Source organism: Roseateles asaccharophilus, assembly GCF_031458115.1.
Lineage (GTDB): Bacteria > Pseudomonadota > Gammaproteobacteria > Burkholderiales > Burkholderiaceae_C > Pelomonas > Pelomonas asaccharophilus_A.
Map to the genome: position 1 here is coordinate 691,857 of NZ_JAVDXV010000001.1, position 24,891 is coordinate 716,747.

The window sequence follows — 24,891 nt, forward strand, 5'->3', positions numbered from 1 at the left end:
ATGAGCAAGCTCTTGCAATCGGTGGCTCTGGCCGCTTCGATGATGGTGGCCACATCGGCCGTGCAAGCCCAGGAACTGAAAATCGGCTTCGTCAACAGCGAGCGCGTGCTGCGCGAGGCCAACCTGGCCAAGACCGCGCAGATCAAGCTGGAAGCGGAGTTCGGCAAGCGCGAGAAGGACCTGCGCGATCTGGAAACCAAGCTGCGCGGTGCCGCCGAGAAGCTCGAGAAGGACGCGCCCACGCTGTCGGAAGCCGAGCGCGGCCGCCGTCAGCGCGACGTGGTCGAACAGGAACGCGACCTGCAGCGCAAGCGCCGCGAATGGCAGGAAGACCTGACCCAGCGCAAGAACGAAGAGCTGTCCGCCGTGGTCGAGAAGGCCAACCGCGTCATCAAGCAGATCTTCGATGCCGAGAAGTACGACCTCATCCTGCAGGACGCCATCCACTTCAGCCCGCGCGTGGACATCACCAAGAAGGTGATCGACACGCTGAACGCGCAGAAGTAAGCGCAGGCCCATGAGCCCGACACCTGTCGCGCTCTCCGAACTGATCGCCGCCTTGGGCGGCGATTTGCTTGGTGGGTCCGATCTGCAGATTGCTGGCATCGCGCCGCTGGACGAGGCGGACGAGCGCAGCATCGCCTTCCTCGCCAACCCGCGCTACCAGGTCCAGCTCGCGACGACGCGTGCGGCCTGTGTCATCGTGGCGCCGGCGCTGGCCGAGGCTGCGGCGGCGCGGGGCGCGGCCATCGTCACACCCGACCCCTACCTGTACTTCGCACGGCTCACGCAGTGGTGGGCGCAGCGCACCCGCCCCGCCGCGAAGGCCGGCGTGCATCCCAGCGCCATCGTGTCGCCGGATGCCAAGCTGGGGCAGGGCGTCGAGATCGGGCCCTTGGCGGTCATCGAGTCCGGCGCCGTCATCGGTGACCACGCCCGCATTGGCGCGCATTGCGTCGTCGAGCGCGACGCGCACGTGGGTGAACGCACCCGCCTCGCGCCGCGCGTCGTGCTGGGCTATGGCTGCCGCATCGGCGCGCGCGGCCTGGTGCATAGCGGCGTCGTCATCGGAGCGGACGGCTTCGGCTTCGCACCGTCCCGCGACGGCTACGTCAAGATCGAGCAGCTGGGCAATGTCACCATCGGTGACGACGTCGAGATCGGCGCCAACACCTGCATCGATCGCGGCGCGCTGGCCGACACCGTCATCGAGGACGGCGTCAAGCTGGACAACCTGATCCAGATCGCCCACAACGTGCACATCGGCAAGCGCACCGCGATGGCGGGCTGTGGCGCCATTGCCGGCTCCACGCGCATCGGCGCGAACTGCACCATCGGCGGGGCGGCCAACATCATCGGCCACCTGAACATCGCCGACGGCGTGCACATCTCGGCCTGCACGACGGTGACCCGCGACATCACGCAGCCGGGTGTCTACACCGGCACCTATCCCTTCGAAGAAAATTCGAGCTGGCAGAAGAACGCGGCGACGCTGCGGCAGCTCCACACCCTGAGAGAGCGTGTCCGCGCGCTGGAAAAGAAATGACGACCGAGACGACGACCCCGATCACGATGGACATCCACGACATCCTGAAGCGCCTGCCGCACCGCTATCCCATCCTGCTGGTGGACCGCGTCGTGGAGCTGGTCAAGGGTGAACGCATCCGCGCGATCAAGAACGTCTCCATCAACGAGCCCTTCTTCCTGGGCCACTTCCCGCACCGCCCGGTGATGCCGGGCGTGCTCATCCTCGAGGCGCTGGCCCAGGCCGCGACGCTGCTGGCCATCGAGAGCGTGGGCATCACGCTGGACGAGAAGTCGGTCGTCTATTTCGCCGGCATCGACGGCGCCCGCTTCAAGCGTCCCGTCGAGCCGGGCGACCAGCTGGTGCTGGAAGTGACGCTGGGCCGCGCCAAGGCCGGCATCTACAAGTTCAGCGCCCGCGCGCTGGTGGGCGACCAGCTCGCCGCCGAAGCCGAGCTGATGTGCACGATGCGCCGCATCAATGATTGAGCCCACCCCCTACCGGCTTCGCCGGCCCCCTCAAGGGGGCGCACCTGGTGGCCTGGCAAAGCCAGTTCCACGGGTGCTACTGGAGGAATCGAGCCCGCGCCTTGCGCGAGCTTCTCAGGAGCAGATATGGCGTTGATTCACCCAACAGCGTTGATCGATCCGTCAGCCGAGCTGGACTCGTCGGTGGCCGTAGGCGCCTATTCGCTGATCGGCCCGCACGTGAAGATCGCGGCCGGCACCAAGGTCGGCCCGCACTGCGTCATCGAAGGCCACACCACCATCGGCCGCGACAACACCTTTTTCCAGTTCAGCTCCATCGGCGCGGCGAACCAGGACAAGAAGTACGCCGGCGAGCCCACCACGCTGGTCATTGGCGACCGCAACACCATCCGCGAGTTCTGCACGCTGAACGTCGGCACGGTGCAAGACCGCGGCGAGACGACGCTGGGCAACGACAACTGGATCATGGCCTACTGCCACCTGGCGCACGATGTCGTCATCGGCAACGAATGCGTGCTGGCCAACAACGCGACGCTGGCGGGCCATGTGCAGGTGGGCGACCACGTCACCATCGGCGGCCTGACCGGCATCCTGCAGCGCATGCGCATCGGCGACCACGCGATGATCGGCTTCCAGGCCCATGTGGCGCAGGACGTGCCGCCGTTCATGACCGTGGACGGCAACCCGCTGGCCGCGCGCGCCGTCAATGTCGTGGGCCTGAAGCGCCGCGACTTCAGCACCGAGCGCATCGCCGTCATCCGCCAGATCTACAAGTTGCTGTACCGCAGCGGCCACACGCTGGACGAAGCCAAGACGGCCATCGCGGCGCTGAAGGGCACGGACGGTGGCGCCGCCGATGGCGACATCGACAACATGCTGACCTTCCTCGCCGCGTCCACGCGCGGCATCGTCAGATAGTGAAGCCGCTCGTCCAAGGATTGCCTTGGCCGGTCCCCCGAGGGGACGGCGATGCTTGGCGGTTCGACTGCCAAGCACATCGCCTGGCCGGGCCGGCTTGGGAGCGGCCCGGCGCCCGGCCCGCGGGCGTCGCAGGGCACTGAGATGCAAGCCTCTCCCCGCCTCGGTATGGTGGCCGGCGAGGCCAGCGGCGACCTGCTCGCCGGCCTGCTGCTGCAAGGCCTGCGCGCGCGCTGGCCGGCGCTGAAGTCCGAAGGCATCGGCGGTCCGAAGATGATTGCCCAGGGTTTCGAAACCTGGTGGCCGCACAGCAAGCTGTCCATCTTCGGCTACGTGGACGCGCTGCTGAACATCCGCGAGCTGCTGTCCATCCGCAAGCAGCTGGGCACCCGCCTCATCTCGAACAAGCCCGACGTCTTCATCGGCGTGGACGCACCCGACTTCAACTTCGGGCTGGAGACGCGGCTGCGCGAGGCCGGCATCAAGACGGTCCACTTCGTCTGCCCGTCCATCTGGGCCTGGCGGCCCGAACGCGTCGTGAAGATCAAGGCGGCGGCCGACCATGTGTTGTGCCTGTTCCCGTTCGAGCCGGAGATCCTGCACAAGGCGGGCATAGGCGCGACCTACGTGGGCCATCCGCTGGCGGACGCGATTCCGATGGAGGCGCCGCGTGCGGCAGCCCGAGAGGCGCTCAAGGTCGCGCCGGACGACACCGTCATCGCGCTGCTGCCCGGCAGCCGCAAGAGCGAGATCAAGTACATCGCGCCTGCATTGATCGGGGCCGCGAAGCTGCTGGCCAAGCCGGGCCGGCGCTTCGTCATGCCCGTGGTGCCGGGGCTGCGTGGCCTGGTCGAACCCATGCTGCAAGGCGCCGAAATCCAGCTCGTCGATGGCCAGTCGCACGCCGCGCTGGCCGCCTGCGACCTGACGCTGGTGGCCAGCGGCACGGCCACGCTGGAGGCGGCGTTGTTCAAGCGGCCCATGGTCATCGCCTACCGCATGAATGCGCTGAACTGGTGGCGCATGAAGGGCAAGGGTCTGCAGCCCTGGGTGGGCCTGCCCAACATCCTGGCGCGCGAGTTCCTGGTGCCCGAGCTGATCCAGGACGCCTGCACGCCCGAGGCGCTGGCCCGCGAGGCCGAGGGCCTGCTGGCCGACGCGCCGCGCCGTGCCGCGCTGCACCAGCGCTTTGTCCAACTCCACGAACTGCTGCGCCAAGACACCGCGCAGCGCGCCAGCGATGCCATCGCGACGCTCATCGGCGCCTGAGCAGGGCGCCCTCGACTGGACGCCGCCCGGCCTTGTCGCCGGCGTGGACGAGGCCGGCCGCGGGCCGCTGGCCGGGCCGGTGTTCGCGGCGGCCGTCATCCTGGACGACCTTCAGCCCATCAAAGGCCTGGCCGACTCCAAGGCGCTGACCGCCGCCAAGCGTGCCAAGCTGTTCGATGAGATCCGCGCGAAGGCGCTGTGCTGCTGCATCGCGCACGCGACGACGGAAGAGATCGACCAGATCAACATCCTGCAGGCCACCATGCTGGCGATGCAGCGCGCGGTCATGGGCCTGCGCCTGAAGCCGGTGCTGGTGCGCATCGACGGCAACCGCCTGCCGGTGCTGCCCATGGCGGCCGAGGCCATCGTGAAGGGCGACGCCACCGTGCAGGCCATCTCGGCCGCATCCATCCTCGCCAAGGTCGCGCGCGACCTGTTCTGCGAGCAGATGCACGAAAGCCATCCGCAATACGGCTTCGCCACGCACAAGGGCTACGGCACGCCCGAGCATCTGGCGGCCCTGAAGGCGCATGGCGCCAGCCCCTGGCACCGCCGCAGCTTTGCGCCGGTGCGCGAGGTCTGCGTGGACGTGACGATCAACCCGCTGGCATGAAGCTCGACCACATCACCTCCCGCGACAACCCGGCGCTGGTGCGGCTGCGCAAGCTGACGGCGGATGCCGGCGGCTATCGCAAGACCGGCAGCGTCTGGATCGAAGGCGACCACTTGCTGCGCGCGGCGCTGCAACGGGGTTGGCAGCCGGCGTTGGTCGTGTTGACCGAGGCCGCGATGCAGGACGCGGCGCTGGCTGCCTTGGCCGAGGCCGCGCCGCGAGCGCTGGTCGTGCCCACGGCCCTGTTCAAGGGCCTGAGCGGCCTCGAATCCCCCGCGCAGATCGGCGCTGAGCTGGCGCTGCCCGACACGCCCGCCATCGACGCGAACGCAGCAACGGTCGTGCTGGACCGCCTGCAGGACGCCGGCAACGTCGGCGCCATCCTGCGCAGTGCGGCGGCCTTCGGCGTGCGCCAGGTGCTGGCTTTGAAGGGCACGGCCGCGCTGTGGTCGCCCAAGGTGCTGCGGGCGGGGCAGGGCGCGCATTTCGGTCTGCGCCTGGTGGAAGGCCTGGCGGCCGATGACCTCGCGCAACTGGCCGTGCCGATGATCGCCACCAGCTCGCACACCGAGCATGTGCTGCACCGCGTGGCGCTGCCATCGCCGTGCGCCTGGGTCATGGGCCACGAAGGCCAGGGCGTGTCGCCGGCGCTGATGGCGCGCTGCGCGCTGACCGTGGGCATCCCGCAGCCGGGCGGCGAGGAGTCGCTGAACGTGGCGGCGGCCGCGGCGATCTGCCTGTACGAGAGCGAGCGCCAGCGGGGCTGAGGCCGGCGATCTTGGGGGGATCCCCCCAAGAAGATGAGAACGACTTGCAATTGAGAATTGTTCTCATTAAAGTTGCGCCATGCTTGTTGACCACAACCCGCGCAAGACATCGGCCCCGTTGCCGGCCGGCCGATCCGACCCCGACGCGCTGCGCCGCGTTGACAGCGCGACGCTGCTGGGCCCGGGCGGCGAGGTGCTCATCGTTCACCAGCAGCAGGTCTACCGCCTGCGCGTGACCAGCCTGGGCAAGCTGATCCTGACCAAGTAGCGCTTCTCTCTCCTCTTTCTTTCGATACTCGCGCCAGCCAGCCCGCAGCCAGCCCGCGCTCTTTTTCGGAGCCCTCCGTGCTGAATACTGCCGTGGCGCCGGCCGCCGCCCGCGCTCGACCCGCCGAGGATGCTTGCGTCGCTTCGCCGACGGATCTGCGCCAGGCCTATGCCCATGCCCGCGCCGCCAGCGCCACGCGCCATCTCGACATTGCGCTGTCGCTGGGCATCACCGAGGGCATGCTGATCGATGCTCACGTGGACGCGCCCGTGTCGGGCAACGAGGGCGGTCTGCAGGCCCAGCGCCTGCGCCGCGACTTTCCCCGCCTGTTGTCCGAACTAAGCCGCGCCGGTGAGTTGATGGCGCTGACACGCAACCCGCACTGTGTCCACGAGCGCATCGGCGTCTACGAGCACGTCAGCGCTCAGGGAGAACCGGGTCGTCAGATGGGCTTGGCGCTGGGCGAGGAGATCGACCTGCGCTTGTTCTACAGCCATTGGGCGCACGGCTATGCGGTACGAGAGGGGGAGCAGCAGAGCCTGCAGTTCTTCGATGCCCGGGGTGTGGCCGTGCACAAGGTCTTCACGCGGCCCGCCACGCAGCTGGCCGCATGGCGGGCGTTGCGTGTGCATTGGGCCGATCCGGACGCTCCCGAGCCGCAGTGGCGCTCCGACGCCGCGGCGCCGTCGGCCGATGCACCGAGCGTCGATGTCCAGGCCTTTCGCGCCGGCTGGGCGGCGCTGCGCGACACACACGAGTTCTTCGGGCTGTTGCGCCGGTACGGCGTCACACGTCGCAACGCCATGCACCTGGCCGCGCCGCAGTTCGCGCAGCGCGTGGACCTGCATGCCGCGCGCGTGCTGCTGGAAGGCGCGGCGGCCAATGTCACGCCGCTCATGGTGTCCGTCGGCAATCCCGGCGTCATCCAGATCCACGGCGGTGCCATCAAGCGCGTGTCCGTCATGGGCGCGTGGCTCAGCGTGCAGGACCCGCGCTTCAACCTGCGGCTGCGCGAGGACGCCATCGCCGAGGCCTGGGCCGTGCGCCAACCCACCGCGGACGGCCTGGTCAGCTCGCTGGAGCTGTATGCCCAGGACGGCGGGCTGATCGCCCAGTTCTTCGGCCAGCGCAAGCCCGGCCAGCCCGAGCGATGCGCGTGGCGGCAGTTGCTGGACGGTCTCGTCGACGACCCGGTGTGGAGCCAGGAAGCGGTGGGATGCGCTGCATGAACACGATTGCCTTGGAGACCCGCAATGGCTGAAGCCTGTTGTGCCGCACATGCGGCCCTGCCGCCCACCACCGGCTCGCGCCGCCGTCGCCTGTGGGAGCTGGGCAGCCACTCGCACTGCCCGGTCATCGGCGTCTGCGTGCCGCTGGAACGCGTGCGCCAGCTCGCGAAGAAGCTGCTGGTGCTGCAGGGCGACGAGGACGACTACACGCTGCACTGCAGCCTGGTCACGGCGGCCGCGCGCCGCAACGCGGTGGCCGAGGCCTTGCAGAAGGACCTGGAGCAGCGCTTCGTGCTGGACCTGCGCCAGGCTGCCCAGGCCAAGTGCCGGGAGTCGCTGATGGCCTGGTGGCGTGGCCGCGCCGCGCAGGGCGAGAACATCGCCGGCGCGCTGTGGGCGACGCTCACTCATGCGCGCTGTGACGAATGGCTGGAGATGCGCGTGCTGGGCCAGGTGCACATGCTGCAGCACCAGGTGGGCGCGGCTCAGCGCGTGGACATGACGCGCCACCGCGAGCTGGCCACGGAGCACCAGGCACTGGTGCGCGACTACGCCGAGGTGCAGCAGCGCGTGACGGCCTGGAGCCTGGAGCGAGCCCGCGAGCAGCAGGCCTGGGAGCAGGAGCGCATGCAGCAGCGTGCCGCGCTGATCGCGCTGCAGACGCAGCTCGCGCAGGCGCAGGACCAGCTGCAGCACTGGCAGGCCGAGCGGCCCGATCTGCCCGAGCGCGAGGCCTTGCGCCAGCGCCTGGCCGAGCAGGTCGAGCGCAACCAGGCGCTGCAGCGCGAAGTCGCGCGCCTGAGTTCACGCGCGGTGGCGGTGCCATGCGAATCGGTGGAGCCGACTCCGGCCGCCATCGAGGAAGCATTGCCGGCCGCCCCGGTGAAGCTGGAACACCGCGTCATCCTCTGCGTGGGCGGACGCGGTGGTAGCGTGCCGCAGTACCGCCAGGCCGTGGAGGGCTGCGGTGCGCAGTTCCTGCATCACGACGGCGGCGACGAGCACAAGCCGGCGCAGCTGGAGCCGCAGCTGGCCGCGGCGGACCTGGTGATCTGCCAGACCGGCTGCATCAGCCACGACGCCTACTGGCGCGTGAAGGACCACTGCAAGCGTCACGGCAAGCGCTGCGTGTTTGTCGAGACGCCCAGCCGCAGCGCCTTCGAGCGCGCGCTGGCGCAGGCCGCCGTCGAGGAGGCCTGAATGGGGGCACCGGACACATCGCTGCAGCTGGCCCATGCGCTGGACGCCTGGCAGCGCCTGGACCTGCGCGTGCGGCTGGCGCTTTACCCGGAGCGACCCTGCGCGATTGGCTGCTATGTGGCCATGGGGCGCCACATGGCGAGGCGTGGGTTGGTGGACGAGGTGGAAGCGGAACTGCGCATGTTCCGGCTGCTGCTGCAGTCCGGCACCGACCTGGCCTTGCCGTGGGCCTGGCGCCAGCATTGCCTGAGCTTCGCGACGCATCCGCTCGCGCGCCTGGCTCTGCTGCACGGCGAGGTCGATCCCGACGCCGTGCTGGCGCTGCAGTCGCGCTGGGAATTGGCGCGCCAGCAGCTGCCAGCGGCCTGACGGCGTCGCCGCCAGGCCCTGGGGGCGCTTACAGCTTGTAGGCCAGCGTCACGCCGACGCTGCGCGGCGGGATGTAGATCGCGCCGTAGGCGATGCCGCCGATGGCCTTCTTGTCGGTCAGGTTGTCGACGTTCAGGCGCAGCGTGGTGCGGTCGTTCACGTCATAGGCGGCGAACGCGTTCAGCTTCACATAGGCGGGCTGCTTGACGCTGCCGACCTTGTAGACGTCCGACTGCCAGCGGCCGGCCACGCCCAGCTTCAGCGCGGGCAGCATGGGCAGACGGCTGTCGACGCGGAAGTTCACCGTGTTGCGCGGCACCCATTCGTAGATGTCCTTGCCGTCCGGGCCGGTCAGCTTCAGGTGGGTGTAGCCCAGCGTGACGCGCGTGTCCTTGGCAATGCGGCCGCTGGCCTCGATCTCGACGCCTTCCGAGTTCACGTCCTTGGGCTCGTAGTAGGAGGTTTGGTCCTCCGGGCGCGTGCCGGCGTAGGTGGCCAGGCCCTGCTGCTTGGCGGTGAACACCGCCAGCGTGGTCAGCAGCTGCTTGTCCAGCCACTCGGCCTTGATGCCCACCTCGGTGTTGACGCCCTTCACCGGCGCCAGCAGGTTGCCGTTGATGTCGGACTGCTCCTGGGCCGCGAAGATGTCCGAGTACGACACATAGCCCAGCAGGTCGGGCGTGATGTCGTAAGTGAAGCCCAGATAGGGGCTGACTTCCTCGGTCTTGGGGTCCAGCAGCTGGCCGCCGGCGCCGTAGCGCGAGCCGCCGCCGCGCACCAGGCGCACCGCGTTCACGCCGACGACGGACTTCAGCGAGTCGGTCAGCGACAGCTGCGAGGCCGCGTAGAAGCGGGTCAAGGTCTGCTCGCCGGCGCTGGCGAGGGTGCGTGCGCCCCAGGTCGGTTCCGGCGAGCTGTCGCCGTTGTAGGGCAGGGCGGGCAGCGGCAGGAAGGCGTTGGTCAATGCGGCGAAGGAGTCGGTGCGCGTCTCCTCGTTTGAGCGGTTCCAGCCTACCAGCAGCTTGTGCTTGCGGCCGAACGCGGAGAACTGGCCGCTGATGTTCGCGTCGATCACCGTGTTCTCGGTGCTGCCCAGGCTGCGGTAGGGCCAGCCGGACAGGCCGGTGTTGTCCGGGTTCAGCATGCCGGTCGTTGGCGAGTAGGCGTAGAACAGCTGGGTGGCCTCGTCGCCCTCGCGGCGGTTGTAGGTCACCTTGGCTTCCCAGTCCGCGCCCAGGCGGTGCGTGTACTCGAGGAAGCCGACGTAGGTGTTGGTGTCCCAGAAGGTCCACTTCTGCGACGTGGACGTGCCCACGGGCAGGTCGGCCTGCGTGCCGTCGGTGCGCAGCAGCGTCAGCGAACCCCACATGGGCGAATCCTGCTTGGCGCTGATGACGGTCAGGCCGGCCGTCAGCACGCCGTTGTCGCCGATCTGGCCGTCGATGACGCCGTAGACCGTGGTGCGCTCGTCCTTCAGGTCACGCAGGTAGGAGTCCTTGTCCTCGTGTGCGACGACCAGGCGGGCGGCCGACGAGCCGTCGGCGCTCAGCACCTTGTTGTAGTCCAGCGCCGCGCGCTTCTTGTTCCACGAGCCGAAGGTCAGCTGCGCCTCGCCGCCGTCCTGGTTGGTGGGGCGCTTGCGCACGTAGTTGATGGTGCCGGACGAGTTGCCCACGCCGGTCAGCAGGCCGTTGGCGCCGCGGATCAGCTCGATCTTGTCGAACAGGAAGGTGTCCTCGCGGCCCACCACGGTGCCCCAGGAATTGGTCATGCCCAGGCCGTCCAGCTGCGTCAGCTGGATCTCGAAGCCGCGCGCATTGAAGGTTGCGCGGTTGGTCTCGTACTGCTCGACGTTGATGCCGGTGGCCAGGCCCAGCGCCTCGTTGCTGCCGGACAGGCCGAAGTTGGCCAGGTCTTCCTTGTCCAGCGTGCTGATGGTCTGCGGCGTTTCCTTCAGCTCCATCGGCAGGCCGGTCGCGCCCTTGGACACGCGGTTGGCGCGCTTGCCGGTCACGACGACGGACTCGAGGTTCTGGGTGGCGGCTTGTGCCTGCGCGTCGCCCAACGTGGCGCAAGCGGCTGCGACGGCGATGGCCGTCAGGGTGAGGTTGTTTTTCATGAGGCTGCTGGAGGGCGCCTGGCGGCGATGCCCGTGTGGGGTCTGTGAACCGTCAGAACGCTGGGACAAAGGGTTTACGAGCGGAATTCTAAATGCGAACGATTTGCATTTGTTTCCGCGAATGCCTGTTTCACCCCATCCGTGGCGCCGGGCCGACAACGTTGGACTTTCCGGCTTCGCCGCGTCGGTGGCGTGCATTGCCGGCTGAAGAAGCTCTCGCGCACCGCCTCGGGGCGTGGCGGCCTGGCACTTGCTACGGTGCGGGGTGTCGGCCACACACTTGCGGGAACCCCCGCTGGTGGCCGGCGCAGCACCCGCCCAGACTGGGGCGAAACCAACCAAGACATCCCATGGCCACCGCACCCTCGCCGCACCAGCTGTCCCGCCGCGCCATCGCCCTCGTGCTGGCCGGTGGCCGCGGCTCCCGCCTGAAGCAGCTCACCGACTCGCGCGCCAAGCCGGCCGTCTACTTCGGCGGCAAGTTCCGCATCATCGATTTCGCGCTGAGCAACTGCGTCAACAGCGGCATCCGCCGCATCGGCGTCGTCACGCAGTACAAGAGTCATTCGCTGTTGCGCCACATCCAGCGCGGCTGGAGCTTCCTGCGCGCCGAACTGAACGAGACCGTGGACCTGATGCCCGCCCAGCAGCGCGTGGACGAGGAGAGCTGGTACCGCGGCACGGCCGACGCCGTCTACCAAAACCTGGACATCATCCAGAGCACCCAGGCCGAGTACATCGTCGTGCTGGCCGGCGACCATGTCTACAAGATGGACTACTCCAGCATGCTGGTGGACCACGTGACCACCGGCGCCGGTTGCACCGTGGGCTGCATCGAGGTGCCCAAGGTCGAGGCCAGTGCCTTCGGCGTGATGGCCGTGGATGGCGAGCGCCAGATCACCGCCTTCCAGGAGAAGCCCGCCGACCCGCCCTGCATGCCCGGCAGCGACACTGTGTGCCTGGCGAGCATGGGCATCTACATCTTCAACGCCGACTACCTCTACCGCCTGCTGGCCGAGGACCTAGCCGATCCCGGCTCCAGCCACGACTTCGGCAAGGACGTGATCCCCAAGGTTGTCGCAGAAAAGCGCGCCGTGGCGCACCCCTTCGGCATGAGCTGCATCCACAACCCCAACGGCGCGCCGCCGTACTGGCGCGACGTGGGCACGCTGGACGCGTTCTGGGCCGCCAACCTGGACCTGGCCTCCATCAGCCCCGAGCTGGACATCTACGACACCGACTGGCCGATCTGGACCTACCAGCGCCAGCTGCCGCCGGCCAAGTTCATCCCCGATCACAACGGCATGCACGGCATGACGGTCAACACCATCGTCAGCGCGGGCTGTATCGTGTCGGGCTCGCATGTCGTGCAGTCCGTGCTGTTCAACAACGTGCGCATCCGCTCGTTCTGCAACATCCACCAGAGCGTGCTGCTGCCCGGTGTGGAGGTGGGGCGGCATTGCCGGCTGACCAAGGTCATCATCGACCGTGCCTGCGTCATCCCCGACGGCCTGGTCGTCGGCGAGGACGCCAAGCTGGACGCGGCCCGCTTCGAGCGCACCGAGAACGGCGTCGTGCTGATCACCAAGCAGATGCTGGCGAAACTGTGACGCATGTTCTGCAGGTCAGCGCGGAGCTGTTCCCGCTGCTGAAGACCGGCGGCCTGGCCGACGTGGCCGGCGCGCTGCCCGCTGCGCTGGCTGCTGCAGGCGCCGAGCCGCGGCTGCTGGTGCCGGGCTTCCCGGCCATCCGTGAATCGCTGACGCAGGAATGCGCCGTCGCGCCCGTTGCGTTGCCGTGGAGCGAGGGCCGGGCAGCGCTGCTGCGTGGGCGACTGCCGGGCTTTGACGCCGTGGTCTACGTGCTGGATGCGCCGGGCCTGTTCGACCGCCCCGGCAATCCGTACGGCGACGCCGCTGGCGTGGCCTATGCCGACAACCACCGTCGCTTCACGCTGCTGGGCTTGGCCGCGGCGCGGCTGGCCGAAGGCGTGGATGGCAGCTGGAAGCCCGACATCGTGCATGCCCACGACTGGCATTCCGGCCTGGCCTGCGCGCACATCGCCGCCAGCCGCGCGCGCCGCCGCACGCAGGCGCGCACGGTCTTCACGGTGCACAACCTGGCCTACCAGGGCCTGTTCCCGGCCGACCACTTCTGCGACCTGGGCCTGCCGTCGGCGTACTACGCGGTGGAAGGCGTCGAGTTCTACGGCCAGGTCAGCTTCATGAAGGCCGGCCTGCATTTCGCCGACGCGATCACGACCGTCAGCCCGACGTATGCCCGCGAGATCCAGACACCCGAGCAGGGCTGTGGTCTCGATGGCCTGCTGCGCCATCGCGCCGCCGCGTTGCACGGCATCCTGAACGGCGTCGACTACACGGTCTGGTCGCCCGCGCGCGACCGCAGCATCGCGCAGCCCTACGACGTTGATCGCCCCGGCGGCAAGGCCGACTGCAAGGCCGCGCTGCAGCGCGAATGCGGGCTGGATGTGAAGGCCGATGCACCGCTGTTCGGCATCGTCAGCCGGCTCACCGAGCAGAAGGGCCTGCCGCTGGTGCTGGAGGCGCTGGGCGACCTCATAACCGCAGGTGGCCAACTCGTGATCCTGGGCAGCGGCGATGCGCGGCTGGAGGCTGCGTTTGCCGATGCCGCCGCCAAGCACCCGGGCCAGATTGCCCGCCGCACCGGCATGGACGAGGGCCTGGCCCACCGCATCTATGCCGGCAGCGACGTCGTGCTGGTGCCCAGCCGCTTCGAACCCTGCGGTCTGACGCAGCTCTACGCGCTCAGCTACGGCGCGCTGCCGCTGGTGCACCGCGTGGGCGGCCTGGCCGACACGGTCGTCGACACGACGCTGGAAGACCTGGCCGCCAGTACGGCGACGGGCTTTGTCTTCAACGCCTTCACCGCCGACGCCTACCACCGCGCACTGCGCCGCGCGTTCGCGTTGTGGAGCCGGCCGGAGTACTGGACGCGCGTGCGGGAGGCGGGGATGCGGCAGCGGTTTGGCTGGGATGCCGCGGCGACGCGCTATGTCGAGATCTACGAGGACGTGCTACAGCGCTAGCGCGACGACGCCCGCTCCGATCAGCGCGGCGCCCGCAATGCGCCAACCTTTTTCGCCTTCGCCCAGCAACTGCCCACCCAGCAGCGCCGCGATCAGCATCGACACCTCGCGCGCCGGTGCCACGCGCGACAGCGGCGCCTCCTTCACGGCCAGCAGCACCAGCACATAGGCGGCCGGCCCCAGCACGGCGACGGCCAGGATGCCCTTCCAACTGCGCTGCACCTCCGGCCAGAACGTATGCGTCTGGCGCAGCGTGACCGGCAGCTGCATCGCCACTCTCAGCACGTTGCCGAAGTAGTCCAGCAGCAGCGGCGACATCGCCAGCACCTTGACCGCGTAGCCGTCCAGCACCGTGTAGCCGGCGATCAGCGCGCCGGTGGCCGCGCCCCAGTAGATGCCATGGCGGCGGCGCCGCGCCGATTCGGCGTCGTGCGCGACACCGCGGCCGATGAGGCGTGGCCCCATGGTGATGACGAGGATGCCGCCGACCACGCCTGCCAACCCCAGCGCGCCGAACACGCCCAGGTGCTCGCCCAGCAGCACCACGGCGGCCAGTGCGGACAGCAGCGGCCCGCTGCCGCGCGCGACGGGGTAGACGACGGTCAGGTCGCTGGCGCGGTAGCCGGCGATCAGGCAGTTGAAGTACAGCAGGTGCACGACGGCGCTGGCGGCGATGAAGGCCCAGTTCAGCAGCGTCCAGCCGGGCACCTCGCCCAGGCCTATCCACAGCACGGCCGGCAGCCAGACGATGACGACACCCACCGCGCAGGTCAGCACGAAATGCGGCCCGCCGCCCCAGCGCTTGGCGGCGAGGTTCCAGAGGGCGTGGAGGAGGGCGGCGGTGAGGACGAGGGCGAGCGCGTGGGCCGGCATCAGTACACGAGCCGGTCCGGCCGGATGTCTCGCAGGATGGTCGTCGCGATCTCTTCGATGCTCTTGTGCGTGGACGACAGCCACGAGATGCCCTCGCGCTTCATCATGGCCTCGGCCTCGTTGACCTCGTAGCGGCAGTTCAGCGTGTCGGCGTATTTGCTGCCGGGGCGGCGCTCATTGCGGATGCTGCTGAGGCGCTCGGGGTCGATGGTCAGGCCAAAGCACTTGCGCTTGTGCGGCAGCAGCGGCGCGGGCAGCTTGCGGCGCTCGAAGTCTTCGGGGATCAGCGGGTAGTTGGCGGCCTTGATGCCGTGCTGCATGGCGAGATACAGCGACGTGGGCGTCTTGCCCGAGCGCGACACGCCCACGAGGATCACGTCGGCCACGTCCAGGTTCTTGGCCGACTGGCCGTCGTCGTGCGCCAGCGAAAAGTTGATGGCCTCGATGCGGTCGTGGTACTCCTGGCTCTGCGCCACGTCGGAGAAGCGGCCCACGCGGTGGTTGCTCTTGATGCCGAACTCGTCTTCCAGCGGCTCGATGAAGGTGCCGAACATGTCCATCACGCGGCCCTGGCAGTGCTCGCGGACGATCTTCAGCACGTCGCGATCCACCAGCGTCGCGAACACGATGGGGCGCTGGCCCTCGCGGATGGCCGCTTCATTGATCTCGGCCACGACGGCCTGCGCCTTGTCGGCCGTGTCGATGAAAGGCCGGCGCACATGGCGGGCCTTGATGGAGAACTGCGCCAGGATGGAGTTGCCGAAGGTCTCCGCCGTGATGCCGGTGCCGTCCGAGACGAAGTAAACGGTTCTGGCGATCATGGGGACAGCTCGCGAAGTTCAGGGCGAGGCCATGATAGCCAGCCGCTCAGCCCGTGCCCCGGAGACGGCCTATCAACTCCTGCATGACGGTCTGCTCCGCCTCGGGCAGCAGGCCCGCGCGCAGCAGCGACTCGCGCTCCAGTTCGCGCAGCCGCCATTCCAGTTCGCCAACGACGCTCAGCAGTTCGGCCTGCAGTTCGGCGTCGCGTTGTTCCGACAGCACGGCCGCCAGTTCATCCGGACGGTGGGCATCCAGCCCGGTGCTGGAAAAAGCGGTCTGGATGCGCAGCAGGCGCTGCAAGCCGGCGTCCAGCACCGCACGCAGCGCCGGGCGGGCCGCGGCCATGCGCTCCTCCATCCAGGGGCGTGCTTCGCGAAAGCGCTGCAGCGCGGCGGCGATGGCGACCACGCGGGGCAGCGCTTCCTCGATGGCGTCTGGCTCCATGCGCGGTGTGATCTGCGGCAGGCCGGTCGCTGCGGTCGTGATGGCCTCGGTCAATTCGCGGCTGAACTCGCCGGGGATGAGCTTGGTCGACACGCTGGCGCGCGCCAGCGCCGTCGTGCCGCTCTCGATGAAGGCCATCAGCCACTCGGCGGCGGCGAGGATCTGGCCGGCAATGGGCACGGCCTTGCCGCTGACGCCGCGCGGGTAGCCGAAGCCGTCCAGCCGTTCATGGTGGTGCAGCACCGCGGCCGCCACCTCCTTGCCCGCACCAGGCATGCCGCGCAGCACGCGCTCACCCACCAGCGGGTGCGAGGCCACGTGCCGCCACTCGGCCGGGCCCAGCGGCGTGCCGGGGCGCAGGTACTGCGGGTCGATGTAGAGCTCGCCCACGTCATGCAGCAGGCCCGCCAATGCCAGCATGCGGTGCGTCTCGGTCTCGCCGGGCAGCAGGCGACGCGCCAGCGCCAGCGCCAGCATGGCCACGCCCACCGTGTGCTTCAGCCGGTCGCCCTGGTACTCGGCATAGACGGTCAGCAGCGACTGCACCGGCCCGCTGAGCTTCAGCGTCGCCAGCGTGGTGGGCGCGCCGGGGTAGAGGTCGTGGGCGCACAAGGCCTTCAGCAGCGGGTGCTGCGCCAGCAGGTCTTCGCCCAGCGGGCCGAAGCTCTCGGGCATGACGCCGGCGGTGACCTGGATGCAGTCCTCCAGCGGCTTGCTGAGCTTGTGCATCAGCAGCCGCTCGCGCACCTTGGCATTGATCTGCGCGCCCTTGGCCAGCAGCTTGATGCCGTTCTGGCTCAGGATGTCTTCGGTGGCCTCGACCGGGCGGGATTCGGACACCTGGACGACATGGTCCAGATAGTGGGGGTTGACTTCGGCGGCGGCGGTTTCGGTCGTCACGCGGGCATTGTGCACAGCCGGCGGCGGTTACGCGCGGGTACGAACCGCCTAGAATCCGCCCCAATTTCCTCGCGAACCGCCCTCATGCGCGCCTCCTTCCTCCCAGAAGAATCCAGAAATGGATGGAGCCGCGCCTGCCTTGAGCCCCCGGGCTCGGCACCGGGCGTGGACGACGCGAAGACACCGGTTTTTCAACCTCCCGGAGTTTTTCCATGTCCACCCTGTTCGAGGCGACCGCCCTGGTCGTACCGTTTGAGAACCTGAGGATGACCGACGTCGAGTCTGTTGGCGGCAAGAACGCCAGCCTCGGCGAAATGATCTCGCAGCTCGCCGCCAGCGGCGTGCGTGTCCCCGGAGGCTTCGCCACCACGGCGCATGCCTTCCGGCAGTTCCTCAAGCACGAGGGCCTGGACGCGCGCATCGCGGCGCGGCTGGCCACGCTCAACACCGACGACGTCCGCGCGCTGGCCGAGGCCGGCGCCGAGATCCGCGGCTGGATCGAGCATCAGCCGTTCCCGGCCGATCTGGAGGCTGCGGTGCGCGCGTCGTTTGCGCAGCTGACCGCCGACAACCCCGGCGTGTCCTTCGCCGTGCGCTCTTCCGCCACGGCCGAAGACCTGCCCGACGCGTCCTTCGCCGGTCAGCAGGAAACCTTCCTGAACGTCGTCGGCATCGACGAGGTGCTGCACAAGATGCGCGAGGTGTTCGCGTCGCTGTACAACGACCGCGCCATCAGCTACCGCGTGCACAAGGGCTTCGCCCACGGTGACGTGGCGCTGTCGGCCGGCGTGCAGCGCATGGTGCGCTCCGACCTCGGCTCGGCCGGCGTGATGTTCACGATCGACACCGAAAGCGGCTTCCAGGAAGTCGTCTTCATCACGTCCAGCTACGGCCTGGGCGAGACGGTGGTGCAGGGCGCCGTGAACCCGGACGAGTTCTACGTCCACAAGCCCGCGCTGAAGGCAGGCAAGCTGGCCATCATCCGCCGCAACCTGGGCTCCAAGCTGCTGCGCATGGAGTTCGCGACGCCTGAAGAGAAGGCCGCCAGCGGCAAGCTGGTCAAGACCGTGGACACCGCGCCCGAGTCGCGCAACCGCTACTCGCTGAACGACGCCGAGGTCACCGAGCTGGCCCAGTACGCGCTCATCATCGAGAAGCACTACGGCCGCGCGATGGACATCGAGTGGGGCCGTGACGGCGTGGACGGCAAGATCTACATCCTGCAGGCTCGCCCCGAGACGGTGAAGAGCCAGCAAGCCGGCCAGGTCGAGCACCACTACAAGCTCAAGGCCCACAGCGCCGTGCTGGCCGAAGGCCGCGCCATCGGCCAGAAGATCGGCACCGGCCCGGTACGGCTCGTCGAGAGCGTTGCCGAGATGGAACGTGTGCAGCCGGGCGACGTGCTGGTCACCGACATGACCGACCCGAACTGGGAGCCGGTCATGAAGCGCGCCAGCGCCATCGTCACCAACCGCGGCGGCCGCACCTGCCATGCGGCCATCATTGCGCGCGAGCTGGGCATTCCGGCCGTGGTGGGCTGCGGCGATGCGACCGATGTGCTGAAGGACGGCCAACTGGTCACCGTGGCGTGCTCCGAGGGCGACACCGGCTACATCTACGACGGCCTGCTGGAAACCGAGATCAGCGAGGTGCACCGCGGCGAGCTGCCCTACTGTCCCATCAAGATCATGATGAACGTGGGCAACCCGCAACTGGCCTTCAACTTCGCGCAGATGCCTTCCGGCGGCGTGGGCCTGGCCCGGCTGGAATTCATCATCAACAACAACATCGGCGTCCACCCCAAGGCCATCCTGGACTATCCGAACATCGATGCCGACCTGAAGAAAGCCGTCGAGTCCGTGGCCCGCGGCCACGCGTCGCCGCGCGCGTTCTACGTGGACAAGCTGGCCGAAGGCATCGCGACCATCGCGGCCGCGTTCTTCCCGCGCCCGGTCATCGTTCGCCTGTCGGACTTCAAGTCCAACGAGTACCGCAAACTCATCGGCGGCACGCGCTACGAGCCGGACGAGGAGAACCCGATGCTGGGCTTCCGCGGCGCATCGCGCTACATCAGCGGCGAGTTCCAGGACGCGTTCGCGATGGAGTGCGAGGCGCTGAAGCGCGTGCGCAAGGACATGGGCCTGGACAACGTCGAGATCATGGTGCCCTTCGTGCGCACGGTGAAGCAGGCGGAGAAGGTCGTCAGCATGTTGGCCGACAAGGGCCTGAAGCGCGGCGTCGATGGCCTGCGCCTCATCATGATGTGCGAGGTGCCCAGCAACGCCATCCTGGCCGAGCAGTTCCTGGAGCATTTCGACGGCATGTCCATCGGCTCCAACGACCTGACGCAGCTCACACTCGGCCTGGACCGCGACTCCGGCCTGGAGCAGCTGGCCGGCGACTTCGATGAACGTGATCCGGCCGTGAAGGCCATGATCTCGCGCGCCATCCGCGCCTGCCGCGCCACCGGCAAGTACATCGGCATCTGCGGCCAGGGCCCCAGCGACCACCCGGACTTCGCCGAGTGGCTGGCCGAGGAGGGCATCGTGTCCATCTCGCTGAACCCCGACACCGTCATCGACACCTGGCAGCGCCTGGCCGCCAAGTAAACCTCGCGTCTTGCGACCGACCCGGGTTCTCCGTAAGGGAACCCGGGCTTTTTTGCGGCCATCATCGCGGCCGTGTCCACCCACCGCCATCTCCACCGCCGCTACCTGCTGTTCGCGCTGAGCTTCATAGCGCTCGTCGTGGGCCTGGGGCTGGCGGAGAGCCGCGGCATGCCCAAGGCCTGGATCGGCTACACCTTCCTGGGCGCAACGGTGGCGGTCTACGCGGTCATCGGCATCCTGTGCCGAGCGACCGACCCGGCCGAATATTTCGTCGCCGGCCGCCGCGTGCCGCCTCTGTACAACGGCATGGCCGCAGGCGCCGACTGGATGAGCGCGGCCACCTTCATCGGCCTGGTGGGCACGCTGTACGCGAGCGGCTATGCGGGCCTGGCCTATGTGCTGGGCTGGACCGGCGGCTTCGTGCTGGTGGCGCTGTGCATCGCGCCTTATCTGCGACGCTTCGGCCAGTTCACCATCGGCGACTTTTTGGCCGAACGCTACGAGAGCCGCACGCTGCGCCTGGTCGGCGCGAGCGCGGCCATCCTCGTGTCCTTCGTCTACCTCGTCGCGCAGATCTACGGCGTGGGGCTGATCACCACGCGGCTGACCGGCCTGGGTTTCGAGGTGGGCGTGTTCGTCGGCCTGGGCGGCGTGCTGGTCTGCTCCTTCCTCGGCGGCATGCGCGCCGTCACGTGGACGCAGGTGGCGCAGTACCTGATCATGATCCTGGCCTACCTGGTGCCGGTGATCTGGCTCAGCGTGAAGCAGACCGGCTGGCCGCTGCCGCAGCTGGTCTACGGTCAGCAGCTGCACCAGCTGGCCGAGCGTGAGCGCGAGCTGATGCACGACCCGGCCGAGCTTCAGGTGCGCGCCATCCACCAGCAGCGCGCCGATGCCACGGGCGAGCGGCTGGCTGATGTGCCCAAGGCGCTGGCCGACGAGCAGGCGAAGGCGGCCGCGCACGTGGCGGCGCTGAAGGCCCAGGACGCACCGCTGGCGCAGATCCAAGGGGCCGAGAAGCAGCGGGCCGCGCTGCCGCGCACGGCTGCCGAAGCGGAGGAGCGCTGGCGTCGCGAGCAGGCGACCGAGGCGCAGTTGGCGCGCCCTCTGTCCGGACTCGTGCCGCATACCCAGCCCTTTGCCGGGAACCCGGACGGCAGCCCGGCCGAGCAGGCGCAAGCCAGCGAGTCGCGCCGCAACTTCATTGCGCTGGTGCTGTGCCTGATGGTGGGCACCGCCGGCCTGCCGCACCTGCTGACGCGCTACTACACGACGGCTTCGGTCGCGACGGCGCGGCAGTCGGTGGCGTGGTCGCTTGTGTTCATCTGCCTGCTGTACCTGACCGCACCCGCGCTGGCCGTGATGGTGAAGACCGAGGTGTTCAACGGCCTGGTGGGTACATCGTTCGACCAGCTACCGGCCTGGATACGCCAGTGGCAGCGCGTGGACCCGGCGCTGCTGTCCGCCGTGGACCTGAACGGCGACGGGCTGCTGCAGCTGGGCGAGCTGCGCCTGCACCCCGACCTGGTCATGCTGGTCATGCCCGAGCTGGGCGGGCTGCCCTATGTCATCTCCGGCATGGTCGCCGCCGGCGGGCTGGCAGCGGCCTTGTCCACGGCCGACGGCCTGCTGCTGGCCATCTCCAGCGCGCTGTCGCACGACCTGTACTACAAGACGCTGAACCCCGAGGCCTCGCGCACGCGGCGCGTCACGCTGTCCAAGGCCTTGCTGCTGGCCGCGGCGCTGGCGGCAGCGGCGGTGGCCTCCAGCCGGCCGGCAGACATCCTGGCCGTCGTGACAGCAGCGTTCTCCATTGCCGGATCGACCTTTTTCCCCGCGCTGGTGGCCGGCGTGTTCTGGCGCCGTGCCAACCGTGCCGGTGCGCTGGCCGGCATGCTGACGGGGCTGGCGGTCTGCGTGGTCTATCTGCTGATCGCCCACCCGGGCCTGCGCGCCATGGTGGGGTTGCCAGGGCCGGTGACGCTGATCTGGGGCATTCAGCCGGCGTCGGCGGGCCTGTTCGGCGTACCGGCCGGCGTGCTGGCGCTGGCGGTCGTCAGCCTGATGACCGCGGCCCCCGGCCCGCGGGCTCGTGAGCTTGTCGACGCGCTGCGCGGCCGCCCGGCCCCCTGACGCTGCCGGCCACACGGCCCGCGGATTTGGTCATTCCGGCAGTCCAGGCTAGAATCATTGGTTCCCCCTTGCCGTACCGCGTGTAGACGCCGTGGTGCGGCTTCCACAGACCGGGCATCCCCGTCCGGGCTGGAATCCACAAGGAGTACCTATGCGTCACTACGAAATCGTTCTGCTGATCCATCCGGATCAAAGCGAACAGGTTCCGGCCATGCTGGAGCGTTACAAGGGCCTCGTCACCGCCGGTGGTGGTGTCGTGCACCGTGTCGAAGACTGGGGTCGCCGTCAGCTGGCCTACCAGATCCAGAAGCTCGCCAAGGCCCACTACCTGTGCCTGAACATCGAAGCCACCAAGGAAATCCTGGGTGAGCTCGAGACCGGCTTCCGCTTCAACGACGCCGTGCTGCGCCACCTGACCGTGGTGCAAGACAAGGCCATCACGACCCCCTCGGTCATGATGAAGGCCGTCGAGCGCGAAGAAGCCCGCAAGGCGCCGCAACAAGAAGCGGCCTGAGGCCAGCTCATTCGCTAGCACCAGGTTTCAGAGCAGCAACCGCCGACGCGTGAACCAGCTTTTGCTGTCGGCACAGATCCAGCAACTCGGACAAGTTCGCTACACACCCGCCGGGCTGATGGCCCTGGACGCAAGCCTCAAGGCCGAGTCCGAAGTCATCGAAGCCGGCAGGCCGCGCAAGATCTCCCTAGAGATCAAGGCGGTTGCAGTGGGCGAAGTGGCCAAGCAGTTGCAGGCGCTGGGAATCGGTGGCCTCGCGGTCTTCCGCGGCTTCCTGACCCACCAGCGCAACGGCCGGGGCTTTGTCGCCCATGTCACGTTGATCGAACCCGTTGCTGCAGAGCCCGGTAATTTTTGAATCCGGATAGATTTAACAGAGGTCCAACATGCCCCCTCTTCGTGGCAAAGGTCGCTTCTCCAAGGACAAGAAGCCCAAGCGCAACCAACAATCGCTGCTGTTCCGCCGCAAGCGTTTCTGCCGTTTCACCGTCGCTGGCGTCGAGAAGATCGACTACAAGGACATCGACACGCTGCGCGATTTCATCGCCGAAAACGGCAAGATCACGCCCGCTCGCCTGACCGGCACGCGTGCTTTCTTCCAGCGCCAGCTGACCGTCTCGATCAAGCGCGCTCGTTTCCTGGCTCTGCTGCCGTACAGCGACCAGCACAAGGTCTAAGGAGCTGACGACATGCAAGTGATCCTGCTCGAAAAAGTCGCCAACCTCGGCAACCTCGGCGATGTCGTCAAGGTCAAGGACGGCTACGCCCGCAACTTCCTGATCCCGACCAAGGCCGCTCGCCGCGCCACGGAAGCCGCGATCAAGGAATTCGAAGCCAAGCGCGCCGAACTGGAAAAGATCGCCGCCGAGAAGCTCGCCGAAGCCCAGAAGCTGGGCGAGAAGCTGGCCGGCACCACCATCCGCATCGCCCAGAAGGCCGGTGTGGACGGCCGCCTGTTCGGCTCGGTGACCAACGCCGACATCGCTGACGCGCTGACCAAGGCCGGCACTGCCGTCGCCAAGGCTCAGGTGCGCCTGCCCAGCGGTCCGCTGAAGACCGTCGGCGAGTTCCCCGTGAACGTCGCTGCCCACACGGACGTGGTCGTCGAGATCAACGTCCACGTGGTTGCCGAAGCCGAGTAATCTCGCGCTTCCCCTGATGTGCGGTGACGCCAGTCGCCGCAACATCGAACGAAGGCCGATGCCCTCCGGGTTTCGGCCTTCGGTTTTTCTGGCCTGAGTTTTCCCGCGCTACCCACCGGTTGCGCCCGTGTCGTCCACAGCTTTGTCCACAGGCATGTCCGCGATCTTTCCTGCTTCCTCCTCCGCCGCACCGCAAGACGACGAAGTGGCGCGCCTGCGCGTGCCGCCGCATTCGGTCGAGGCCGAGCAGAGCGTGCTGGGCGGCCTGCTGATCGACAACTCGGCCTGGGACAAGGCCGCCGACCTGCTGATCGAAAGCGACTTCTACCGCTTCGAGCACAAGCAGGTGTATGCGGCGGTCGGCAAGCTCATCAATGCCGGCAAGCCGGCCGACGTGGTCACGGTCTTCGACGAGCTGACCTCGGTCGGCCGCGCCGAGGAATGCGGTGGCCTGGCCTACCTGAACGCGCTCGCGCAGAGCGTGCCCAGTGCCGCCAATCTGCGGCGTTATGCGGAGATCGTCCGCGAGCGCGCCATCCTGCGCAAGCTGGTCGCCACGTCCGACGAGATCGCCACCGCCGCGATGAATCCGCAGGGCCGTGCCGTCACGCAGATCCTGGACGAGGCCGAGGGCAAGATCTTCAAGATCGGCGAGGAAGGCTCGCGCAGCCAGCAGGGCTTCCAGAGCATGGACCGCCTCGTCGTCGCGCTGATCGACCGCGTCAACGAGTTGGCGGAGGCCGGGCACCAGGACGTCACCGGCGTGCGCACCGGCTTCTACGACCTCGACAAGCAGACCGCCGGCCTGCAGCCCGGTGACCTCATCGTGCTGGCCGCGCGCCCATCCATGGGCAAGACGGCGTTCGCGGTCAACATCGCCGAGAACGTGGCCATCGACGAAGGCCTGCCGGTCGTCATCTACTCGATGGAAATGGGCGCCGCGCAGCTGGCACTGCGTATGGTGGGCTCCATCGGCCGCATCGACCAGAGCCGCCTGCGCACCGGCCAGCTCCGGGATGACGAGTGGGGCCGCCTGTCCGAGGCCGTCGACAAGCTCGGCAAGGCCGCCATCTACATCGACGAGAGCCCCGGCCTGAGCCCGTCCGAGGTGCGCGCTCGCGCCCGGCGCCAAGCGCGCATCAGCGGTCAGCTGGGCCTGATCGTCATCGACTACCTGCAGCTGATGACCGGCAACGGCGGCGGCAGTGAGGAGAACCGCGCCACCGTGCTGGGCGAGATCTCGCGGGGCCTGAAGGCGCTGGCCAAGGAACTGAAGTGCCCCGTCATCGCGTTGTCGCAGCTGAACCGCTCGGTGGAACAGCGGCCCGACAAGCGTCCCATGATGTCCGACCTGCGTGAGTCCGGCGCCATCGAACAGGATGCTGACATCATCATGTTCATCTACCGGGACGAGTACTACACCAAGGACGAGTGCAAGGAGCCGGGCGTGGCCGAGATCATCATCGCAAAGCAGCGTAACGGCCCGGTGGGCACGGTGAAGCTGGCCTTCCAACGCATGCACACCAAGTTCGAGAACCTCGCGCCCGGCTACGTGGGCGTGGAGCGCGACGAGTACTGAGCCCGCGCGCGGCCGCCGTTACGTCTTCGGCCGCGTTTGGCCG

At 68.3% G+C, this 24,891-nt stretch carries 24 protein-coding genes; 20 read left to right on the plus strand and 4 right to left on the minus strand.

Features of this window, described 5'->3' with window-relative positions:
- The 11 genes from J2X21_RS03105 (at nt 1) to J2X21_RS03155 (ending at nt 8,646) form a co-directional block, all read left to right on the plus strand.
- Nucleotides 1-507, plus strand: coding sequence for an OmpH/Skp family outer membrane protein (locus J2X21_RS03105; protein WP_310324707.1), 507 nt, complete (start codon nt 1-3; stop codon nt 505-507).
- Nucleotides 508-517: 10 nt separating this feature from the next.
- Nucleotides 518-1,546, plus strand: coding sequence for a UDP-3-O-(3-hydroxymyristoyl)glucosamine N-acyltransferase (gene lpxD, locus J2X21_RS03110; protein WP_310324710.1), 1,029 nt, complete (start codon nt 518-520; stop codon nt 1,544-1,546).
- Nucleotides 1,543-2,013, plus strand: a complete 471-nt coding sequence (gene fabZ / locus J2X21_RS03115) for a 3-hydroxyacyl-ACP dehydratase FabZ (RefSeq protein ID WP_310324713.1) — start codon at nt 1,543-1,545, stop codon at nt 2,011-2,013. The genes lpxD and fabZ overlap by 4 nt, the downstream gene beginning before the upstream one ends.
- A gap of 126 nt (nt 2,014-2,139) precedes the next feature.
- On the plus strand, nt 2,140-2,931 hold the full coding sequence (gene lpxA / locus J2X21_RS03120) for an acyl-ACP--UDP-N-acetylglucosamine O-acyltransferase (RefSeq protein WP_310324716.1): 792 nt from the start codon (nt 2,140-2,142) through the stop codon (nt 2,929-2,931).
- 144 nt (nt 2,932-3,075) lie between these two features.
- The gene (gene lpxB, locus J2X21_RS03125) at nt 3,076-4,200 is read left to right on the plus strand and encodes a lipid-A-disaccharide synthase (RefSeq protein ID WP_310324720.1); all 1,125 of its coding nucleotides are present in this window, start codon (nt 3,076-3,078) and stop codon (nt 4,198-4,200) included.
- Nucleotides 4,172-4,813: a ribonuclease HII gene (gene rnhB / locus J2X21_RS03130; RefSeq protein WP_310324723.1), complete on the plus strand. Its 642-nt coding sequence runs from the start codon at nt 4,172-4,174 to the stop codon at nt 4,811-4,813. Before lpxB ends, rnhB begins: the two co-directional genes overlap by 29 nt.
- On the plus strand, nt 4,810-5,580 hold the full coding sequence (locus J2X21_RS03135) for a TrmH family RNA methyltransferase (RefSeq protein ID WP_310324725.1): 771 nt from the start codon (nt 4,810-4,812) through the stop codon (nt 5,578-5,580). Before rnhB ends, J2X21_RS03135 begins: the two co-directional genes overlap by 4 nt.
- A gap of 79 nt (nt 5,581-5,659) precedes the next feature.
- Nucleotides 5,660-5,848, plus strand: coding sequence for a hemin uptake protein HemP (gene hemP / locus J2X21_RS03140; protein WP_310324727.1), 189 nt, complete (start codon nt 5,660-5,662; stop codon nt 5,846-5,848).
- A 77-nt stretch (nt 5,849-5,925) separates the two neighbouring features.
- Nucleotides 5,926-7,077, plus strand: a complete 1,152-nt coding sequence (locus J2X21_RS03145; RefSeq protein ID WP_310324729.1) for a hemin-degrading factor — start codon at nt 5,926-5,928, stop codon at nt 7,075-7,077.
- A 24-nt stretch (nt 7,078-7,101) separates the two neighbouring features.
- The gene (locus J2X21_RS03150) at nt 7,102-8,277 is read left to right on the plus strand and encodes a DUF2325 domain-containing protein (protein ID WP_310324732.1); all 1,176 of its coding nucleotides are present in this window, start codon (nt 7,102-7,104) and stop codon (nt 8,275-8,277) included.
- Nucleotides 8,278-8,646, plus strand: coding sequence for a hypothetical protein (locus J2X21_RS03155; RefSeq protein WP_310324734.1), 369 nt, complete (start codon nt 8,278-8,280; stop codon nt 8,644-8,646).
- A gap of 28 nt (nt 8,647-8,674) precedes the next feature.
- Here the strand turns inward: J2X21_RS03155 and J2X21_RS03160 are convergent, their stop codons facing one another.
- Nucleotides 8,675-10,765 carry a TonB-dependent siderophore receptor gene (locus J2X21_RS03160; protein ID WP_310324737.1) on the minus strand — a complete coding sequence of 697 codons (2,091 nt, stop codon included), beginning with the start codon at nt 10,763-10,765 and terminating at the stop codon, nt 8,675-8,677.
- 350 nt (nt 10,766-11,115) lie between these two features.
- Between J2X21_RS03160 and glgC the strand changes: the two genes are divergently transcribed.
- Together glgC and glgA are read left to right on the plus strand one after the other, a co-directional pair.
- On the plus strand, nt 11,116-12,375 hold the full coding sequence (gene glgC / locus J2X21_RS03165; protein WP_310324740.1) for a glucose-1-phosphate adenylyltransferase: 1,260 nt from the start codon (nt 11,116-11,118) through the stop codon (nt 12,373-12,375).
- Complete coding sequence (gene glgA / locus J2X21_RS03170; RefSeq protein WP_310324742.1) at nt 12,372-13,832, plus strand: glycogen synthase GlgA; 1,461 nt, start codon at nt 12,372-12,374, stop codon at nt 13,830-13,832. The genes glgC and glgA overlap by 4 nt, the downstream gene beginning before the upstream one ends.
- Here the strand turns inward: glgA and J2X21_RS03175 are convergent.
- Genes J2X21_RS03175 through J2X21_RS03185 form a run of 3 tightly spaced genes read right to left on the minus strand, consistent with a single transcriptional unit; the run spans nt 13,821 to nt 16,871 of the window.
- A complete protein-coding gene (locus J2X21_RS03175; protein WP_310324745.1) occupies nt 13,821-14,705 on the minus strand; it encodes an EamA family transporter in 885 nt (294 codons plus the stop codon). The genes glgA and J2X21_RS03175 overlap by 12 nt on opposite strands.
- Nucleotides 14,705-15,526: a posphoenolpyruvate synthetase regulatory kinase/phosphorylase PpsR gene (gene ppsR / locus J2X21_RS03180; protein ID WP_310324749.1), complete on the minus strand. Its 822-nt coding sequence runs from the start codon at nt 15,524-15,526 to the stop codon at nt 14,705-14,707. Before ppsR ends, J2X21_RS03175 begins: the two co-directional genes overlap by 1 nt.
- 46 nt (nt 15,527-15,572) lie before the next feature.
- On the minus strand, nt 15,573-16,871 hold the full coding sequence (locus tag J2X21_RS03185; protein ID WP_310324752.1) for an HD-GYP domain-containing protein: 1,299 nt from the start codon (nt 16,869-16,871) through the stop codon (nt 15,573-15,575).
- 212 nt (nt 16,872-17,083) lie between these two features.
- Here J2X21_RS03185 and ppsA point away from each other — a divergent pair, with 212 nt between their 5' ends.
- The 7 genes from ppsA to dnaB all read left to right on the plus strand — a co-directional run bounded on the left by ppsA (nt 17,084) and on the right by dnaB (nt 24,848).
- Nucleotides 17,084-19,480, plus strand: coding sequence for a phosphoenolpyruvate synthase (gene ppsA / locus J2X21_RS03190; RefSeq protein WP_310324755.1), 2,397 nt, complete (start codon nt 17,084-17,086; stop codon nt 19,478-19,480).
- Between the two features lie 72 nt (nt 19,481-19,552).
- Nucleotides 19,553-21,613: a sodium:solute symporter family protein gene (locus J2X21_RS03195; RefSeq protein WP_310324757.1), complete on the plus strand. Its 2,061-nt coding sequence runs from the start codon at nt 19,553-19,555 to the stop codon at nt 21,611-21,613.
- A gap of 151 nt (nt 21,614-21,764) precedes the next feature.
- Nucleotides 21,765-22,127, plus strand: a complete 363-nt coding sequence (gene rpsF / locus J2X21_RS03200; RefSeq protein WP_310324759.1) for a 30S ribosomal protein S6 — start codon at nt 21,765-21,767, stop codon at nt 22,125-22,127.
- A gap of 49 nt (nt 22,128-22,176) precedes the next feature.
- A complete protein-coding gene (priB, locus tag J2X21_RS03205; RefSeq protein WP_310324761.1) occupies nt 22,177-22,485 on the plus strand; it encodes a primosomal replication protein N in 309 nt (102 codons plus the stop codon).
- A 28-nt stretch (nt 22,486-22,513) separates the two neighbouring features.
- Nucleotides 22,514-22,804 (plus strand): 30S ribosomal protein S18, encoded by a 291-nt coding sequence (rpsR, locus tag J2X21_RS03210; RefSeq protein WP_310324763.1) that lies wholly within the window; start codon nt 22,514-22,516, stop codon nt 22,802-22,804.
- Between the two features lie 12 nt (nt 22,805-22,816).
- The gene (gene rplI, locus J2X21_RS03215) at nt 22,817-23,269 is read left to right on the plus strand and encodes a 50S ribosomal protein L9 (RefSeq protein ID WP_310324766.1); all 453 of its coding nucleotides are present in this window, start codon (nt 22,817-22,819) and stop codon (nt 23,267-23,269) included.
- Nucleotides 23,270-23,423: 154 nt separating this feature from the next.
- Nucleotides 23,424-24,848, plus strand: coding sequence for a replicative DNA helicase (dnaB, locus tag J2X21_RS03220; protein WP_310324768.1), 1,425 nt, complete (start codon nt 23,424-23,426; stop codon nt 24,846-24,848).
- Nucleotides 24,849-24,891 lie beyond the last annotated feature (43 nt).

Bases quoted from the DNA above. Each gene is read 5' to 3' on its own strand.
- lpxD (WP_310324710.1), top strand. From the start codon at position 518: ATGAGCCCGACACCTGTCGCGCTCTCCGAACTGATCGCCGCCTTGGGC.
- lpxA (WP_310324716.1), top strand. From the start codon at position 2,140: ATGGCGTTGATTCACCCAACAGCGTTGATCGATCCGTCAGCCGAGCTG.
- ppsR (WP_310324749.1), bottom strand. From the start codon at position 15,526: ATGATCGCCAGAACCGTTTACTTCGTCTCGGACGGCACCGGCATCACG.
- J2X21_RS03175 (WP_310324745.1), bottom strand. From the start codon at position 14,705: ATGCCGGCCCACGCGCTCGCCCTCGTCCTCACCGCCGCCCTCCTCCAC.
- J2X21_RS03160 (WP_310324737.1), bottom strand. From the start codon at position 10,765: ATGAAAAACAACCTCACCCTGACGGCCATCGCCGTCGCAGCCGCTTGC.
- rnhB (WP_310324723.1), top strand. From the start codon at position 4,172: ATGCCATCGCGACGCTCATCGGCGCCTGAGCAGGGCGCCCTCGACTGG.
- lpxB (WP_310324720.1), top strand. From the start codon at position 3,076: ATGCAAGCCTCTCCCCGCCTCGGTATGGTGGCCGGCGAGGCCAGCGGC.
- rpsF (WP_310324759.1), top strand. From the start codon at position 21,765: ATGCGTCACTACGAAATCGTTCTGCTGATCCATCCGGATCAAAGCGAA.
- fabZ (WP_310324713.1), top strand. From the start codon at position 1,543: ATGACGACCGAGACGACGACCCCGATCACGATGGACATCCACGACATC.
- J2X21_RS03135 (WP_310324725.1), top strand. From the start codon at position 4,810: ATGAAGCTCGACCACATCACCTCCCGCGACAACCCGGCGCTGGTGCGG.
- hemP (WP_310324727.1), top strand. From the start codon at position 5,660: ATGCTTGTTGACCACAACCCGCGCAAGACATCGGCCCCGTTGCCGGCC.
- dnaB (WP_310324768.1), top strand. From the start codon at position 23,424: ATGTCCGCGATCTTTCCTGCTTCCTCCTCCGCCGCACCGCAAGACGAC.
- ppsA (WP_310324755.1), top strand. From the start codon at position 17,084: ATGTCCACCCTGTTCGAGGCGACCGCCCTGGTCGTACCGTTTGAGAAC.
- J2X21_RS03155 (WP_310324734.1), top strand. From the start codon at position 8,278: ATGGGGGCACCGGACACATCGCTGCAGCTGGCCCATGCGCTGGACGCC.
- J2X21_RS03105 (WP_310324707.1), top strand. From the start codon at position 1: ATGAGCAAGCTCTTGCAATCGGTGGCTCTGGCCGCTTCGATGATGGTG.
- J2X21_RS03150 (WP_310324732.1), top strand. From the start codon at position 7,102: ATGGCTGAAGCCTGTTGTGCCGCACATGCGGCCCTGCCGCCCACCACC.
- glgC (WP_310324740.1), top strand. From the start codon at position 11,116: ATGGCCACCGCACCCTCGCCGCACCAGCTGTCCCGCCGCGCCATCGCC.
- rplI (WP_310324766.1), top strand. From the start codon at position 22,817: ATGCAAGTGATCCTGCTCGAAAAAGTCGCCAACCTCGGCAACCTCGGC.
- rpsR (WP_310324763.1), top strand. From the start codon at position 22,514: ATGCCCCCTCTTCGTGGCAAAGGTCGCTTCTCCAAGGACAAGAAGCCC.